Annotated in this window: 15 protein-coding genes and 7 pseudogenes; 21 read left to right on the top strand and 1 reads right to left on the bottom strand. The window is 34.2% G+C overall.

Annotation, left to right across the window (positions count from 1 at the left end):
• Positions 1-13 precede the first annotated feature (13 nt).
• The 16 genes and pseudogenes from rplO (at position 14) to ABLV95_RS08390 (ending at position 10998) form a co-directional block, all read left to right on the top strand.
• Positions 14-454: a 50S ribosomal protein L15 gene (rplO, locus tag ABLV95_RS08465; protein WP_460875349.1), complete on the top strand. Its 441-nt coding sequence runs from the start codon at positions 14-16 to the stop codon at positions 452-454.
• Positions 454-1747, top strand: a pseudogene (gene secY, locus ABLV95_RS08460) (preprotein translocase subunit SecY). The gene rplO and the pseudogene secY overlap by 1 nt, the downstream one beginning before the upstream one ends.
• Positions 1748-1764: 17 nt before the next feature.
• Complete coding sequence (locus tag ABLV95_RS08455) at positions 1765-2415, top strand: adenylate kinase (protein ID WP_002506982.1); 651 nt, start codon at positions 1765-1767, stop codon at positions 2413-2415.
• A gap of 172 nt (positions 2416-2587) precedes the next feature.
• Positions 2588-2806, top strand: a complete 219-nt coding sequence (infA, locus tag ABLV95_RS08450) for a translation initiation factor IF-1 (RefSeq protein ID WP_001118443.1) — start codon at positions 2588-2590, stop codon at positions 2804-2806.
• A 31-nt stretch (positions 2807-2837) separates the two neighbouring features.
• Complete coding sequence (rpmJ, locus tag ABLV95_RS08445; protein ID WP_002482634.1) at positions 2838-2951, top strand: 50S ribosomal protein L36; 114 nt, start codon at positions 2838-2840, stop codon at positions 2949-2951.
• Between the two features lie 21 nt (positions 2952-2972).
• Complete coding sequence (rpsM, locus tag ABLV95_RS08440; RefSeq protein WP_002506983.1) at positions 2973-3338, top strand: 30S ribosomal protein S13; 366 nt, start codon at positions 2973-2975, stop codon at positions 3336-3338.
• Positions 3339-3361: 23 nt separating this feature from the next.
• Complete coding sequence (rpsK, locus tag ABLV95_RS08435; protein WP_002506984.1) at positions 3362-3751, top strand: 30S ribosomal protein S11; 390 nt, start codon at positions 3362-3364, stop codon at positions 3749-3751.
• A gap of 77 nt (positions 3752-3828) precedes the next feature.
• Positions 3829-4772 (top strand): annotated as a pseudogene (locus ABLV95_RS08430) (DNA-directed RNA polymerase subunit alpha).
• Between the two features lie 18 nt (positions 4773-4790).
• Positions 4791-5159, top strand: coding sequence for a 50S ribosomal protein L17 (gene rplQ / locus ABLV95_RS08425; RefSeq protein ID WP_460875345.1), 369 nt, complete (start codon positions 4791-4793; stop codon positions 5157-5159).
• Between the two features lie 414 nt (positions 5160-5573).
• Positions 5574-6384: pseudogene (locus ABLV95_RS08420) on the top strand (energy-coupling factor transporter ATPase).
• On the top strand, positions 6381-7244 hold the full coding sequence (locus ABLV95_RS08415; RefSeq protein ID WP_460875343.1) for an energy-coupling factor transporter ATPase: 864 nt from the start codon (positions 6381-6383) through the stop codon (positions 7242-7244). Before ABLV95_RS08420 ends, ABLV95_RS08415 begins: the two are co-directional and overlap by 4 nt.
• On the top strand, positions 7234-8040 hold the full coding sequence (locus tag ABLV95_RS08410; RefSeq protein ID WP_069817644.1) for an energy-coupling factor transporter transmembrane component T family protein: 807 nt from the start codon (positions 7234-7236) through the stop codon (positions 8038-8040). Before ABLV95_RS08415 ends, ABLV95_RS08410 begins: the two co-directional genes overlap by 11 nt.
• Positions 8041-8046: 6 nt before the next feature.
• Positions 8047-8853, top strand: a complete 807-nt coding sequence (gene truA, locus ABLV95_RS08405; protein ID WP_460876748.1) for a tRNA pseudouridine(38-40) synthase TruA — start codon at positions 8047-8049, stop codon at positions 8851-8853.
• A gap of 203 nt (positions 8854-9056) precedes the next feature.
• A complete protein-coding gene (gene rplM, locus ABLV95_RS08400) occupies positions 9057-9494 on the top strand; it encodes a 50S ribosomal protein L13 (protein ID WP_002506991.1) in 438 nt (145 codons plus the stop codon).
• A gap of 19 nt (positions 9495-9513) precedes the next feature.
• A complete protein-coding gene (gene rpsI / locus ABLV95_RS08395) occupies positions 9514-9906 on the top strand; it encodes a 30S ribosomal protein S9 (RefSeq protein WP_460875339.1) in 393 nt (130 codons plus the stop codon).
• Between the two features lie 213 nt (positions 9907-10119).
• Positions 10120-10998 carry an alpha/beta hydrolase gene (locus ABLV95_RS08390; RefSeq protein ID WP_427706748.1) on the top strand — a complete coding sequence of 293 codons (879 nt, stop codon included), beginning with the start codon at positions 10120-10122 and terminating at the stop codon, positions 10996-10998.
• Positions 10999-11065: 67 nt separating this feature from the next.
• On the opposite strand, the pseudogene ABLV95_RS08385 reads toward ABLV95_RS08390, so the two are convergent.
• A pseudogene (locus tag ABLV95_RS08385) lies at positions 11066-12065 on the bottom strand (LLM class flavin-dependent oxidoreductase).
• Positions 12066-12212: 147 nt separating this feature from the next.
• Between ABLV95_RS08385 and ABLV95_RS08380 the strand changes: the two are divergent.
• The 5 genes and pseudogenes from ABLV95_RS08380 to ABLV95_RS08360 all read left to right on the top strand — a co-directional run bounded on the left by ABLV95_RS08380 (position 12213) and on the right by ABLV95_RS08360 (position 17070).
• A pseudogene (locus ABLV95_RS08380) lies at positions 12213-13221 on the top strand (NADP-dependent oxidoreductase).
• A 21-nt stretch (positions 13222-13242) separates the two neighbouring features.
• Positions 13243-14263: pseudogene (locus tag ABLV95_RS08375) on the top strand (zinc-binding alcohol dehydrogenase family protein).
• A 262-nt stretch (positions 14264-14525) separates the two neighbouring features.
• Entirely contained in the window at positions 14526-16154 is a 1629-nt protein-coding gene (locus ABLV95_RS08370) for a BCCT family transporter (RefSeq protein ID WP_460875337.1), read from the top strand.
• Positions 16155-16280: 126 nt separating this feature from the next.
• Positions 16281-16818 (top strand): annotated as a pseudogene (gene amaP / locus ABLV95_RS08365) (alkaline shock response membrane anchor protein AmaP).
• Between the two features lie 12 nt (positions 16819-16830).
• Positions 16831-17070, top strand: a complete 240-nt coding sequence (locus tag ABLV95_RS08360; RefSeq protein ID WP_002506999.1) for a DUF2273 domain-containing protein — start codon at positions 16831-16833, stop codon at positions 17068-17070.
• Positions 17071-17135: the final 65 nt, after the last annotated feature.

Below are 17135 nucleotides of genomic sequence, written 5' to 3'. Positions count from 1 at the left end.
AGGAGGTGCCGAAATGAAATTACATGAGCTAAAACCGTCAGAAGGTTCTCGTAAAGTACGTAACCGTGTTGGACGTGGTGCGACTACTGGTAACGGTAAAACTAGTGGTCGTGGACAAAAAGGTCAAAAATCACGTTCAGGTGGTAGTGTAAGACCAGGTTTCGAAGGTGGTCAATTACCATTATTCCGTCGTTTACCAAAACGAGGTTTTACTAACATTAACCGTAAGGAATATGCTATTGTTAACTTAGACCAACTTAATAAATTTGAGGATGGTACTGAAGTAACTCCTGCTTTATTAGTAGAATCTGGTGTAGTTAAGAACGAAAAATCTGGTATTAAAGTACTAGGTAAAGGTTCACTAGACAAAAAGTTAACTGTGAAAGCTAACAAATTCTCTGCGTCTGCAGTAGATGCTATTGATGCAAAAGGCGGAGCACACGAGGTGATCTAATGTTTCAAACGCTTGTGAGCTTCTTTAAAACTAAAGAAGTTCGTAACAAGATCTTTTTTACTCTCGCAATGTTAGTTATTTTTAAGATAGGTACTTATATTCCGAGCACCTGGTGTAAATCCAGCTGCTTTTGACAGTAGACAAGGATCTCAAGGTGTCACTGATTTGTTAAATACATTTGGTGGCGGAGCCTTGCAGAATTTCTCAATCTTTGCCATGGGTATAATGCCTTACATTACTGCATCAATTGTGATGCGGCTATTACAAATGGATATTGTTCCGAAGTTTTCTGAGTGGGCAAAACAAGGTGATGCGGGTAGAAAAAAACTTACTAACATCACACGTTATTTTGCTATTGTACTTGCCTTTATCCAATCAATTGGTATGGCGTTCCAATTTAATAATTATCTAAAGGGTCAATTGATTATTGATCAATCAATCCTTAGTTATTTATTAATCGCTGTTGTATTAACAGTCGGTACAGCATTCTTGATTTGGATGGGTGATCAAATCACTCAATTCGGTGTCGGTAATGGTATTTCAATTATCATCTTTGGTGGTATTTTGTCATCACTACCTTCATCATTAATTCAGTTCTATCAACAGTCATTCGTAGGTCAAGATGATACTACAATGGCATGGTTAAAAGTTCTAGGATTAGTTATTGGAATGGTATTATTAACAGTCGGTGCAATATTTGTATTACAAGCTATTCGTAAAATTCCAATTCAATATGCGAAAAAGCAATCAACACAACGATTAGGTTCACAAGCAACATATTTACCTTTGAAAGTTAACGCTGCTGGGGTTATCCCGGTTATCTTTGCAATGGCATTCTTCTTGTTACCTAGAACATTAACATTGTTCTTCCCTGACGCTAGTTGGGCGCAGAAGATTTCAGACGTGGCAAATCCATCGAGTAATATCGGTATGATTGTTTATGTGGTGCTTATTATTGCATTCACATACTTCTATGCATTTGTTCAAGTCAATCCTGGAAAGATGTCAGATAATCTCAAGAAACAAGGAAGTTATGTTCCAGGTATTAGACCTGGTGAACAAACAAAAAAATATATTACTGGAGTTCTCTATCGTTTAACATTTGTAGGGTCAATATTCTTAGCTGTAATTGCGATTCTGCCAATCATTGCTACTAAAGTAATGAGCTTACCTCAATCTATTCAGCTTGGTGGTACTAGCTTACTTATCGTAATTGGTGTAGCAATTGAAACAATGAAGAGTCTTGAAGCTCAAGTGACTCAGAAAGATTATAGAGGCTTTGGTGGTAGATAAATTGTAGGAGGGCACTTATGAATATCATTTTAATGGGTTTACCTGGTGCGGGTAAAGGAACTCAAGCGAGTGAAATTGTAAAGAAATTCCCAATTCCACACATATCTACTGGCGACATGTTCAGAAAAGCGATTAAAGATGGAACAGATTTAGGCAAAGAAGCTAAATCATTCATGGATCGTGGAGAATTAGTCCCTGATGAAGTAACTGTGGGCATCGTTAAAGATAGAATTTCTGAAGACGATGCAAAAAAAGGATTCTTACTTGATGGCTTTCCTCGTACTATTGAACAAGCTGAAGCATTAAATGAAATTATGCAAGAATTAGATAGAAAAATTGATGCTGTTATCAATATAGAGGTAGCTGAAGAAGAATTAATGAACCGCCTAACTGGTCGTAGAATTTGCGAAAAATGCGGAACAACTTATCATCTTGTATTCAATCCTCCTAAAGTTGAAGGTATTTGTGATCTTGATGGTGGTAAATTATACCAACGTGAAGATGACAACCCAGAAACAGTTGCAAATCGTTTAAATGTCAATGTTAAACAGTCTAAACCTATCTTAGAATTCTATGATAATAAAAAAGTATTAAAAAACATTGATGGTTCAAGAGATATTAAAGTCGTTACTGAAGACGTTATCGATATCTTAGAAAACTTAAAATAATATCAACTTGTACGGTCTATGGAATGTCGAAAGTATAATTGAATAAGAGTGACAATGCGATATAGTAATTCATTTTAATTTTGTTAAACTTATTAACAACACTTATAGACTCGTATGGTTAGAGTTGATTGTTGACGATAACCAACTATTGCAAAAAGGGGGAAGTTAATAAATGGCTAAACAAGATGTTATTGAATTAGAAGGTACTGTGTTAGATACTTTACCAAATGCAATGTTTAAAGTAGAATTAGAAAATGGTCATGAGATTTTAGCTCACGTAAGTGGTAAAATCAGAATGAATTATATTCGTATTCTGCCTGGCGACAAAGTAACTGTAGAAATGTCTCCGTACGATTTAACACGCGGAAGAATTACGTATCGTTATAAATAATCGTCACTCCATAATATAGGGAGGTATTAAAATGAAAGTAAGACCATCAGTAAAACCAATTTGCGAAAAATGTAAAGTCATTAAACGTAAAGGTAAAGTAATGGTAATTTGTAGCAACCCAAAACATAAACAAAGACAAGGCTAATAAAGAGAGGTGTAAATAATTATGGCACGTATTGCAGGAGTAGATATTCCACGTGAAAAACGTATTGTTATTTCATTAACTTATGTATATGGTATCGGTACTACTACAGCGAATAAAATTGCTGAAGAAGCTAACGTTTCACCAGATACACGCGTTAACGAATTAACTGATGATGAATTAGGTCGTATCCGTGAAGTAGTAGATAGCTATAAAGTAGAAGGTGACTTACGTCGTGAGCAAAACTTAAACATTAAACGTTTAATGGAAATCTCATCATACCGTGGTATCCGTCACCGTCGTGGCTTACCAGTACGCGGACAAAAGACTAAGAACAATGCTCGTACTCGTAAAGGCCCAGTTAAAACTGTAGCTAACAAGAAAAAATAATAGGTAAAGGAGGCAAAATTTAAATGGCACGTAAACAAGTATCTCGTAAACGTAGAGTGAAAAAGAATATTGAAAATGGTGTGGCTCACATCCGTTCAACATTCAATAATACAATCGTAACAATTACTGATGAATTTGGTAATGCGTTATCATGGTCATCAGCAGGTGCACTTGGATTCAAAGGATCAAAAAAATCAACTCCATTCGCGGCTCAAATGGCATCAGAAACTGCTGCTAAATCAGCTATGGAACATGGTTTGAAATCTGTTGAAGTCACTGTAAAAGGCCCAGGTCCTGGTCGTGAATCAGCTATCCGTGCGTTACAATCAGCTGGATTAGATGTAACTGCAATCCGTGACGTTACTCCAGTTCCACATAATGGTTGTCGTCCACCAAAACGTCGTCGCGTATAATTTTATTGTTATTGTCGCAGGTCACTGAGAAATTACAGTACAAATCAAGTCGACGTAATCAAGGAGGATATTTGTAAATGATTGAAATCGAAAAACCTAGAATTGAAACAATTGAAATTAGTGATGATGCTAAATTCGGTAAGTTCGTTGTTGAACCACTAGAACGTGGCTACGGTACTACACTAGGAAACTCCTTACGTCGTATCCTACTATCTTCATTACCAGGTGCGACCGTTAAATACATTGAAATTGAAGGCGTATTACATGAATTCTCAGCTATAGATAATGTTGTTGAAGATGTTTCTGCAATTATTATGAACATCAAAAAACTAGCATTAAAAATCTATTCTGAAGAAGAAAAAACTTTGGAAATCGATGTTAAAGATGAAGGCGAAGTAACTGCAAGTGACATTACTCATGATAGTGATGTAGAGATACTGAATCCTGAGATTAAAATTGCAACTGTTTCTAAAGGTGGACATTTAAAAATCCGTCTCGTTGCGAATAAAGGTAGAGGCTACGCATTAGCAGAACAAAATAACACTAGTGATTTACCAATTGGTGTAATTCCAGTTGATTCATTATATTCACCTGTAGAACGTGTTAACTATACTGTAGAAAACACGCGCGTAGGTCAAAGTAGTGATTTTGATAAATTAACGTTAGATGTTTGGACTAATGGTTCTATAACGCCACAAGAGTCTGTTTCATTAGCTGCAAAAATCTTAACTGAACATTTGAATATCTTTGTTGGATTAACTGATGAAGCACAAAATGCTGAAATCATGATTGAAAAAGAAGAAGATCAAAAAGAAAAAGTTCTTGAAATGTCAATTGAAGAATTAGATTTATCTGTACGTTCTTACAACTGTTTAAAACGCGCGGTATCAACTCTGTACAAGAGTTAGCTGATAAATCAGAAGCTGACATGATGAAAGTCCGTAATTTAGGTCGTAAATCTTTAGAAGAAGTTAAATATAAACTTGAAGATTTAGGTTTAGGCTTAAGAAAAGAAGATTAATATAAAGGAGGTTAACTCATGGGTTACAGAAAATTAGGTCGTACTTCTGATCAACGTAAAGCTATGTTACGCGATTTAGCTACTTCACTTATCGTTAGTGAACGTGTTGAAACTACAGAAGCACGTGCAAAAGAACTACGTAGTGTTGTTGAAAAATTAATCACTTTAGGTAAAAAAGGAGATTTAGCTTCTCGTCGTCAAGTCGCTAAAACTTTACGTAATGTTGAAATCTTAAATGATGATGAATCAATTCAAACTGCACTACAAAAATTATTCGGTGAAGTTGCTGAACGTTATACAGAACGTCAAGGCGGTTACACTCGTATTCTTAAAGTAGGCCCTCGTCGCGGTGACGGAGCTGAATCAGTAATTATCGAATTAGTTTAATTTAAATATACGTACTACTATGTATAAAGCAAATGAGTGCAACGATAATGTTTGCCACATACAAATATTGTCTAGCTCAGAGTACCCCATCAAACTTAATAAACTTTAAAGCGTGAACTCAAAAATATGATGGGGTGCGCGCTTTTTTATTTATAAGGCCCCCTCAATTCTGTATGAATTGAGGGGGCCTTATGCAATTGAAAATCAATTGTGAACCTCTGATATTAACACATTAGCAAAGGTTGAACACTTACACTAATGCGCAAATGTCAAAAGAGCTATATTATAAAAGTTTTAAAGTACTTCTTTATAGCAGTGTTTCTTTAGACTTTACTAGTGCTTCTTTAGAAAGTTTCATGTAAAATAGGATAAGTATACAACAAAGATGAATATAAATTTTGGGAGGCAATTGATATGGAAACGCGAGATAATATTATTACATTTAATCATGTTTCATTTAAATATAATAGTGATGAACGATTTGCGTTAAATGATGTATCTTTTGAGATTCCAAAAGGACAATGGACATCAATTGTAGGACATAATGGCTCAGGTAAATCTACTATCGCCAAACTTATGATAGGCATAGAATCACCATTTGATGGTGATATTTATTTGCGTAATAGATTAGTTCACGAAGATAATTTGAATTACCTAAGACAGCACATTGGCATTGTGTTCCAAAATCCTGAAAATCAATTTGTAGGGTCTACAGTGGAGTATGACGTTGCATTTGGTTTAGAAAATAATGGCGTAACATATGAAAGCATGCAGACTATTGTGCCTGAAGCATTAGCTGACGTAGAAATGTTAGAACGAGCTACATACGAACCCCAGTCTCTCTCAGGAGGCCAAAAGCAACGTGTTGCAATTGCAGGGGTTCTCGCTTTGGATACAGATATCATTATATTAGACGAAGCTACATCTATGTTAGACCCTGCTTGGTAGAAATGAGTTACTTTCATTGATTCATCGTTTAAAAGACGATAAAGATGTTACGATTATTTCTATTACACATGATTTGTCAGAAGCAGTAGAGGCCGACCATGTAGTGGTGTTAAATGAAGGTACTGTATATCAATCGGGCTTACCACAAGAAATTTTTAGTGATGGTAATGAACTCACAAAGATTGGTTTAGACCTTCCATTTTCAATGCGGATGAATCAGCAGTTATTAGGCGTTACTGATTACATAACTTATGAAGGGTTGGTAAGAAAATTATGACGGTTCATTTTAACCAAGTTAGTTATGTATATCAAAATGGCACACCGTTTGAGTATCTCGCGTTGGAAGACATTGTCACATCATTTGAACAAGGAAAATACTATGCTGTGATAGGACAAACTGGTTCTGGTAAATCAACATTGATTCAGCATTTCAATGGCCTTTTAAAGCCAACTAATGGTGCGTTAGAAGTAGATGATATAACAATCACCCATAAGACTAAAGATAAGTTTTTAAAGCAAGTACGTAAACGAGTAGGAGTTGTATTTCAATTCCCAGAGTCACAGCTATTCGAAGATTCGGTTGAAAGGGAGATTCTTTTTGGTCCTCAAAACTTTAATATGCCTCTTAACGAAGTAAAAGAACGTGCGTTTCGTTTACTATTAGAATTTGGTTTTAATAGGGATGTATTGCGACAGTCTCCTTTTCAAATGTCAGGTGGTCAAATGAGAAAGATTGCAATTACATCAATATTGGCAATGGATCCAGATATTGTTATTTTAGATGAACCTACTGCGGGCCTTGATCCAAAGAGTAGAAAACAAATCATGGAATTAATAAAAAAACTTCAAGTAGAACAACAAAAAACAATCATCCTTGTAACGCATGAAATGAATGATGTAGCCAAATATGTAGATGAAGTTAAAATTATGAGCAATGGCAAACTTATTGATTCATGTACACCACGTAAACTATTTAGTGATACGAATTACGTGAATCAAATGCATTTAGATGTACCAAACATTGTGAAACTGCAAAGAGATATTGAAGATAAACATCAATATTATTTTAATAAAATCGCATTAACTGAAGCAGAATTTATTGAAATGTATAAGGAGTGGCAACAAAATGAGAGATAAATTTATCATAGGTCGCTATCTTCCGTTAGATACAATAATCCATCGTTTGGACCCTCGTTCAAAATTGATATTTGTCTTCTTATTTATTGTATTAATCTTTTTTGCACATTCGTTTGCTACTTATTTTTGGTTGTTTCTATTAATATTAAGTTTTATGAAGTTAGCCCATATTAAATTATGGTTTTTAGTAAAAGGATTGACACCAATTTGGATATTTCTCATCTTTACCTTTCTAATGCATTTGTTTCTAACCAAAGGTGGTACAAGAATATTTGAGCTTTCATTTATCTCCATCGATACAAATGGTATTTTAGAGGGTATTTATATTGTCTTGAGACTTATGTTCATCATTATGATTTCAACGATATTAACGCTAACGACAAGTCCTATTGACTTAACAGACGCATTTGAAAGGCTATTATCACCATTGAAACTTGTTAAAATACCTGTACATCTGTTGAGCATGATGATGTCGATAGCATTGCGATTTATACCAACACTGATGAATGAGTTAGATAAAATTATTTTAGCTCAAAAATCTCGTGGCTCAGAAATAAGCGCTGGAGGATTGGTTAATCGAGTAAAAGCATTTATACCATTATTAATACCATTGTTTATTTCTGCGTTTCAAAGAGCAGAAGATTTAGCTATCGCCATGGAAGTAAGAGGCTACGATACTAAAAAACAACGTACGAGTTATCGTAAGTTGCAATGGCGATGGACAGATGTATTAGTACTCACATTACTAATACCAATAGCAGTGATATTGTTTGTTTTAAAATATATAGGAGTGTAATGCATGATGCGTGTTTTAGTAAATATTTCATACCAAGGAAGTCAGTTTCTTGGTTTTCAAATACAACAAAATGGTAGAACGGTACAACAACAGTTTGAGAAAATACTTAAAAGAATGCATAAACGTCATGTGCGAATTCACCCAAGTAGCAGAACAGATAAAGGTGTGCATGCACTAGAGCAATATTTTCATTTTGATACGGAATTAAACATCGCCGCACCGCAATGGAAGTACGTAATGAATCGCGCTTTGCCTGATGATGTATATGTGAATGATGTAACCTTCGTGGACGATGATTTTCATTGTAGATATGATTGTGTCGGTAAGTCTTATCGTTATAAAATTTATCAATCTGAGCATAAGGATCCTTTTCAATGTGGTTTAAAAACATATATTACTGATTCATTAGATATTGAAAAAATGAATAGGGCAGCCCAATTATTTGTGGGAACGCATGATTTTACGGGTTTTTGTTCACAAAAAACAGAAGTAGAGAGTAAAGTTCGCACATTGTATGAAAGTCGAATTAAAATTACAGAAAATGGTCTAGATTATATTGTCACAGGCTCAGGATTCCTATATAATATGGTACGTGTGCTTATGGCGTTTCTATTAGAAGTTGGCAAAGGAAAGCGTAATCCTGAAGAGGTACCTGAACTATTAATGATGAAAGATCGTAATCAGGTGCCGTATACTGCACCATCAGAAGGATTATATTTAGAGCGGATTTATTTGACACCTTCAGCGTTAATCAATGACTTTGGTAGTAATATAAAAATACATCAAAAAAATCATCACAAAATGATTAAATAAGATTGACAAAACGGCTTAAAAATTATACGATTACTAACGGTATTGTTTTATATCACCCACGATAAGCCCCGGAATCTTATTGTGTAACAAGATATAGAAGCACGTAGAACAAGAACAAAAAATTAACAAAATAAATGACATCTAAACTTAAAAGTAATAACTATTAAACAAGAAACATTTATTTATTCTAGGAGGACAATTATATGCGTCAAACATTTATGGCTAATGAATCAAACATTGAGCGCAAATGGTATGTTATTGATGCTGAAGATAAAACACTTGGTCGTTTATCTTCAGAGGTAGCAACTATTTTACGCGGTAAAAATAAAGCAACTTATACACCACACGTTGATACAGGTGATTATGTAATTATCATCAACGCTTCAAAAATACATTTTACAGGTAACAAAGAACAAGATAAAATGTATTATCGTCACTCAAACCACCCAGGCGGAATTAAATCAATTTCTGCTGGTGAGTTAAAAGCTAAGAACCCAGAACGTTTACTTGAAAATTCAATTAAAGGTATGCTACCAAGCACGCGTTTAGGTGAAAAACAAGGTAAAAAATTATTTGTATATGGTGGCGCTGAACATCCACACGCCGCACAACAACCAGAAAACTACGAGTTACGTGGTTAATTAAAAGGAGGAAATTACATTGGCACAAGTTGAATATAAAGGCACAGGCCGTCGTAAAAACTCAGTAGCACGTGTACGTTTAGTACCAGGTGAAGGTAACATTACTGTTAACGGCAGCGATGTACGTAGCTACTTACCATTTGAATCATTAATTTTAGATATAAACCAACCGTTTGATGTTACAGAAACTAAAGGTAACTATGATGTTTTAGTTAACGTTCACGGCGGTGGATTTACTGGACAAGCTCAAGCAATCCGTCACGGTATTGCTCGTGCATTATTAGAAGCAGATCCTGAATACAGAGGTTCTTTAAAACGCGTCGGATTACTTACTCGTGATCCTCGTATGAAAGAACGTAAAAAACCAGGTCTTAAAAAAGCTCGTCGTTCACCACAGTTCTCAAAACGTTAATATTACTACTGCAACTGTTGCGAACTTATTCGCTTCCAGATACAGTACGCAAATTAGTGTAGACAGTTTGTGTTCGATATTAAAAAGCACTTTCCAATTATATTGGAAAGTGCTTTTTTTGTATTACAAAATAAAAATTTATTTTAAAACGTTAAGTATGATAAGATGTTGGGTAATTAAAGAAAATAACTCTATAATATAAGGCGTGATTACATGGAAGATAAAAAGAACTCTCGTAATTTCTACACAGTACTACTTATCATTTTGCTCGTTGCCTTATTAAGTGTAGCTATTTTAGTAATTAAATATTATGGAAATAACGAATATCCTGTCAGAAGTGATTCCGAGGAAGCGATACCTACATTTTATCTTCATGGATATAAAGGCTCAGCTGATTCAGGAAATTTTCTAGTAAATTCAGCTATTAAGTCAGGTGCATCAAAAGAGGTTATTCAAGCATATGTTTCATCTGATGGAAAGGTGACATTCGATGGAAACTTAACAAGTAAATCTAAATATCCAATTATTAAAATTAAGTTAGAAGATAATAATAATGAAAATGTAGAAAAAAATGCAAAATGGATAAGAAATGTCATCATTGCTACGAACTATCAATATAACTTTGAAAAATTCAATTTTGTCGCACATTCTATGAGTAATAAATCATTTAGTTACTATATGTTAAATTATGGAGACGATGAACAACTACCTACTTTAAATAAAGTAGTAAATTTAGCTGGAAACTTTAATGGTGAGGTAGATGTAGATGGTAAAAAATTAAATGTTGAATTAGATAAAAATGGTAAGCCTAATAAAATGATGGATGATTATAAAGAATTACGAGCAATGAAACATAAATATACTGATAACGTAAATGTGCTAAATATATATGGAGACATAGAAGATGGCACAGATTCAGATGGTAGGGTGACTAATGTATCTTCAAGGTCATTAAAGTATTTATTAGGTGACAGCGTAAAATCATATGATGAATTTAAAGTGCATGGCCCTAATGCAGAGCATGGAAAACTAGCAAATAATAAAAAAGTGCAAGATAAAATAAATGAATTCTTATGGGATAAAGATCTTTAAATTAAAATATCATGCAAAAAAGCAACATATCAGCCGACAGTTAAATGTGTGCGATATGTTGCTTTTATTATTTTGTCATATTTTCCTTGGCAATTAACTCTAGCAGTGTTTTCCGCTGTGTTTCACCAAAAACGTGGGGTTGAATCATAATTTCATCAGCATTAAATCCTAGAACAACATCATTCAGTGCTTTCATAACATCATTAGGTAAACCTGAAATCACTCTATTTTGGTTAAAATTCTTTTTATCTTGTTCACGTGTTGAGAGCTGTCGATGCATTGCAAATTCAATTGAAGGATAAAACTCAGGCTGATCCAAATAGCCAATGCGCACTAACCATAAATGAAATGCATGCTCTAATTGCGTTATTTGTGATTGCTGTTCTGCAGTAATTACAAACGTAGAAATAATAACAGAAGATTTGCTTTCAGGATGAAATTGTTCAAATAAGCCACGATAATGGTTAATAACATTTTCAATATTGTGGTTAGCTTGACCCATAAGCGCAACTACGAAAGGTAATCCTTTTTCCGCAGACAATGGCGACACTTTGTTTACTCATACCTAATATATACATACTTGGCTTCGTATCGATTAATGGCGTCGCTTGTAAGCCTTTAAAACGATGATTATGAGTATTGTCATCATTAAAATAATGCATTAAATCATTAATTTGTGTTTTGTAACTTATATCCTTTGTTTTAGACTCATTTAAAGCCTGATTTACATTTTTGAAGCTAGGTGAGTGTCCTGTGCCTAAATCGACGCGTCCAGGGTGACGTGCTTCCATTAATTTAAATTGTTCTGCAATTTTATATGCACTATAATGAGGCAGCATAATACCGCCACTTCCAATATGAATAGAAGATGTTTGTTCTAAGAGTGACATCATAACCATTTCAGGCGCACTAGAGGCTACAGAGAACACTTGATGATGCTCTGCAACCCAATAGCGATAAAAGCCTAATGACTCAGCTAATTGAGCTAATTCAACGGTATGATTTAAAGCTTGTGTCGCGTTGCGGCCTTCAAAAATTGGAACATAATCTAAAATACTTAGTTTCACTTAAATATCTCCTTATTACTTTATATCGGTCAGTATATGAATTTAAAGTAAGCATAACATGACCGTATAGAGTTGAATAAGCGATTTGATTGATTGCACCGTTGTATCACTATAAAATGAAAGAAAATAGTGAATGGAGGCAATATAATGAATACAGAACAAATCGTATTAGCTAAGAGACCTGAAGGTATTCCTTCAGATGAGGTATTTAAATATGAAACTGTTGAAATAGATGTGCCGAAAAAAGATGAAATTCAAGTAGAAGCGTTATATATATCAGTGGATCCATATATGCGCGGACGTATGGATGATAGTGACTCTTATATCAAACCATTCCAAATTGATGAACCTTTATCAGGCCATGTTGTTGGGAAGGTCATTGAATCAGAAGCAGATGGTTTTGAAAAAGGTGACATTGTTACTGGACAATTCCCTTGGCAAAAACTAAGCAATGTCCCAGCAAAGCATGTTATTAAGGTATCTAACACAGATGTTCCACTACATTTATATTTAAGTGTGTTAGGCATGCCGGGTCAAACAGCATACCATGGGCTATTAAAAATTGGACAACCGAAAGAAGGCGAAACAGTTGTTGTATCTGCGAGCATCTGGCGCAGTTGGGTCTGTGGTAGGACAAATTGCTAAATTAAAAGGTGCTTATGTTGTAGGTATTGCGGGTGGCCCTGAAAAAACAACATACTTAACAGAAACATTAGGTTTTGATGTGAGTGTGGATTATAAATCAGATGATTTTTCAGAACAATTTGCTAAAGCAGTACCGAATGGTGTAGATGTCTATTACGAAAACGTAGGTGGATCAATCGCTGATGAAGTAATGAAACACTTAAATCAATTTGCTCGAATTCCTGTTTGTGGCGCAATTTCTGGATACAATGATGCAACGATTGAACATGGTCCACGTATTCAACCCATCCTGATAAAATCACAAGCGTTAATGAAAGGCTTTATTGTGGCAAATTATGCAGATGATTTTGCAAATGCGAGTAAACAACTTGCACAGTGGGTTCAAGAAGATAAGATAAAAACAAAAACGTCAGTCATGAACGGATTTGAAAATATACCAGAAGCATTTAGAAATTTATTTACAGGCGATAACTTTGGGAAACAAGTAGTACAAGTGTCAGACAATATCTAAACATTAAAGGAGATATGTAATATGAAAGCAATAGGTGCAGATACTCGTTTTGATCTAGATGAAGGAAATCAGTTCTATGAATTTGAAGTTGAACGACGGGAACCAACGCAATACGAGCTCTTAGTACGCGTACAAGCTATTAGCATTAATCCTGTAGACACGAAAATAAGACAGTCTCCTGTTGACCAACCACCAAGAATTCTAGGGTTTGATGCTGTCGGTGTGGTAGAAGCAGTAGGTGAAGAGATTAATCATTTTAAAGTTGGCGACGAAGTATTTTATTCGGGTTCTCCTGCATATCAAGGTTCTAATCAAGAATACCAACTTGTTGACGAGCGTCTTGTTGCTAAAAAACCTAAGAATATAACTGCGACTCAAGCTCGCTAGTTTACCTTTAACAGGACTAACTGCATCAGAGACATTATTTGATATATTTAAAATTTCGCATAATCCAGAAGATAATAAAGGTAAGTCTATTTTAATTATCAATGGTGCAGGTGGCGTAGGAAGTATTGCAACACAAATAGCCAAACACCATGGACTCCATGTCATCACAACTGCTTCACGAGAAGAAACGTATAATTGGTCTAAGGATATGGGTGCGGATATTGTGTTAAATCATAAAAATGATTTAATTAAAGAGTTTGAAAAATATGAAATAAGTGAAGTTGATTATATTTTCTGTACGTTTGATACAGACCAATACTATGAAAAAATGATCGAACTCGTAAAACCAAGAGGAATCATTGCAACCATTGTCGCTTTTAAAAATAAACAAGATTTAAATTTACTAAAAGACAAAAGTATTACATTTACACATGAATATATGTATTCAAGACCACTACATGAAACTGAAGATATGACTTTACATCGTGAATATTTAACGGATATTTCTGAAAAAATAGAAGGCGGCGTATATCAACCTACATTAAATAAAGTGATAGATGGTTTAACAGCAAATAGTCTGTTCGATGCACATAAGCAACTTGAAAATCAAAACATGATTGGTAAATTAGTAATTCAACTCAATCAAGAATCATAAGTTATAAATATTAAAATCTGTCATGTTACTGTGTTATGAAGTTAATACGCTAGATAAGCCTTCCAAACAATTACCTTATTGGTGAATAATTGTTTGGAAGGCTTTTAAATATGTTATTTTATTATAATTTAATTTTTAGTAAATCGAATTACAGTGTTTAAATAAGTTTTTATAATCCTTAAAAGTGGTTACAATTATGGATTATATTAAGTATGATAGGGTATGTATGTTACATAAAATAAAGGGAGTGTGTATTTTTGTTATGCATTTTAAAAAAATGACGGTAGTATTTTGGGTGGCATTAGCTATTTGTACGTTATTTGTGCTCTATGGCGCAATATTGCCGAAACAATTAGAATCAGTTACTCAAACTATTACAAATTTTATAGCAGTTAATTTTGGTTGGTATTATTTATTACTTGTATTAGTCATATTAATTGTATGTATTTATCTATTATTTTCTAGATATTCATCTATTACATTGGGTGAAGAAGGCGAAGACCCTGAATTTTCATTAAAATCATGGTTCGCAATGTTATTTAGTGCGGGCATGGGAATTGGTTTAGTCTTTTGGACGACTGCTGAACCTATCAGTCATGCATTTACTTTAACGCCATTACATAAAGCGGGAACACAAACTGCAATTAACGATGCGATGCAATTTTCATTCTTTCATTGGGGCGTGCACGCATGGGCTGTATACGGTATCGTGGGACTCGTTTTTGCGTACTTTAATTTCCACAAAGGTTATCCGGGATTAGTCAGCGCTACGTTAATACCTGTTTTAGGTAGTAAAATGATGAAAGGTCCTATCGGTGGGGCGATAGATGTCCTTGCAATTATCGCTACTGTAACTGGTGTTGCCGCAACACTTGGTTTTGGTGCGTTACAAATCAATGAAGGATTGAACTTCTTATTTGAAATTCCTTCTAATTTTGGGACTCAAGTGATTATCATTATCGTAGCAACCTTATTATTTACTTGGTCAGCTTGGTCAGGTATTGATAAAGGTATTAAGAACTTAAGTAATATTAATATGGCATTAGCATTCATTGTATTACTCTTATTGTTCTGTGTAGGACCTACACTAACGATATTAAATACATTTACCAATTCATTAGGTGATTATATTGCTAATTTCTTTAATATGAGTTTACGTATACCGCAATCAGGTGGCGAAAAATTCCAGTGGCTACAACAATGGACGATCTTCTATTGGGCTTGGTGGATTTCATGGGCGCCATTTGTTGGGATCTTTATCGCTCGTGTGTCTCGTGGTAGAACAATTAAAGAATTTATATTAGGGGTGCTATTTGTACCGGCACTTGTATGTTTCCTATTTTTCGCAGTGTTTGGTGCATCAGCAATTTATTTACAACAAAATGGTATTGCGAATATCGCGAAAGAGGCAACTGAAACGGCGACCTTTGCCACGTTGGAACATTTCCCATTAGGATTTGTATTAAGTATTGTTACGCTAATAGTTATTATGATTTTCTTTGTAACATCAGCTGACTCAGCAACATATGTATTAGGTATGTTGAGTTCTAAAGGTAGTATTAATCCTTCTGGTTTAGTCAAAGTCAGTTGGGGCATTATATTAGCACTATTTGCAATGATCATGATTTACACAGGTGGAACACAATCGATTCAAAACCTGTTAATTATTGCGACCTTACCATTCTCCATCGTCATTATAATAATGATATGGTCACTCTTTAAATCCTTAGCCATAGAAAAGCCGAGACCTAGTAATAAATTACTTGTCACGGATAATCAGCTTTTACAATATCGTAAAGCAAATCAAGAGGATTCAGAAAATCAAGAAAATAAAGCAAAACAAGACGATAAAGAAATAGAAACAACTGAAGATCATAAGAGAAATAGCTAGAGCAAACTTATTTTGCCATAGAAATTATTTAAAATATACAATAAAAATGTTTCTAAGATTTTTTAAAAGGGTATTAGTCTTATATGACAAGTACATAATCTAGAAACATAGGAGGTGTCATACGAGGTGAAGCGACTTAAAAATTTCATATTAGGACTTTTAATTGTAGTAATCGTTGGTGTTTTACTGTTTATGTATATCAAAGATTCTAGAATTACTCAGTATCAAGATTACTTAACTCAATTTAATTGGTTTCAACCGACCTTAATAACTTTAGCGGCTGTTACTTATTTTAATTGGTCTGATACTACTATTCAGCTTGTTTAAACCTACGTATAGAAAACCCGGACTTTACAAAGATTTCAATGATGGTCATATTTATGTATCGAGAAAAGCAGTTGAAAAATCAGCATACGATACACTTGTACAATATGAACAAATTCGTCAACCGAATGTGATTGCAAAATTGTATAACAAGAAGAAGAAATCACATATTGCTTTGAAAGCAGATTTCTTTGTGCCAGGTGATGTTCAAGTTAAATCATTAACGGAAGAAATTAGAAATGACATTAAGCAGAACGTAGAACACTTTACTGAATTACCAGTATCAAAACTAGAGGTCAACGTTAGAGATCAAAAAACCTCAGGCAAACGTGTGTTGTAAGGGAGGGTTATCATGACTAATAATAATCACCAAAATGGACAAGATTCTACACAAGAAGTTGTTGATTTCTTAAAAGTATTTAAATGGAGAATCATTGGATTCTTAGCATTCTTGATTATCGCAATATTATTCTTAACTCTTGGTTTCTGGAGTACAATATTAATCTTAGTGTTATGTTTGATTGGAATTGCAATCGGGTATACTAAAGACCGTAAGCAAGACTTTTTAAATTTCTTAAATCGATGGAGTTAGTATTTTCAAATATTGAAAAGGCTTAAAATTAAATTTTTTAAAATTGAGAAGACAAAGGAGATTTT

Origin of the sequence: Staphylococcus sp. Mo2-1 (assembly GCF_046721385.1) — a bacterium.
GTDB classification, from domain to species: Bacteria; Bacillota; Bacilli; order Staphylococcales; family Staphylococcaceae; genus Staphylococcus; species Staphylococcus equorum_A.
The sequence above is the reverse complement of the archived record's forward strand: the minus strand, read 5'-3'. Positions and strand labels throughout refer to the sequence as shown.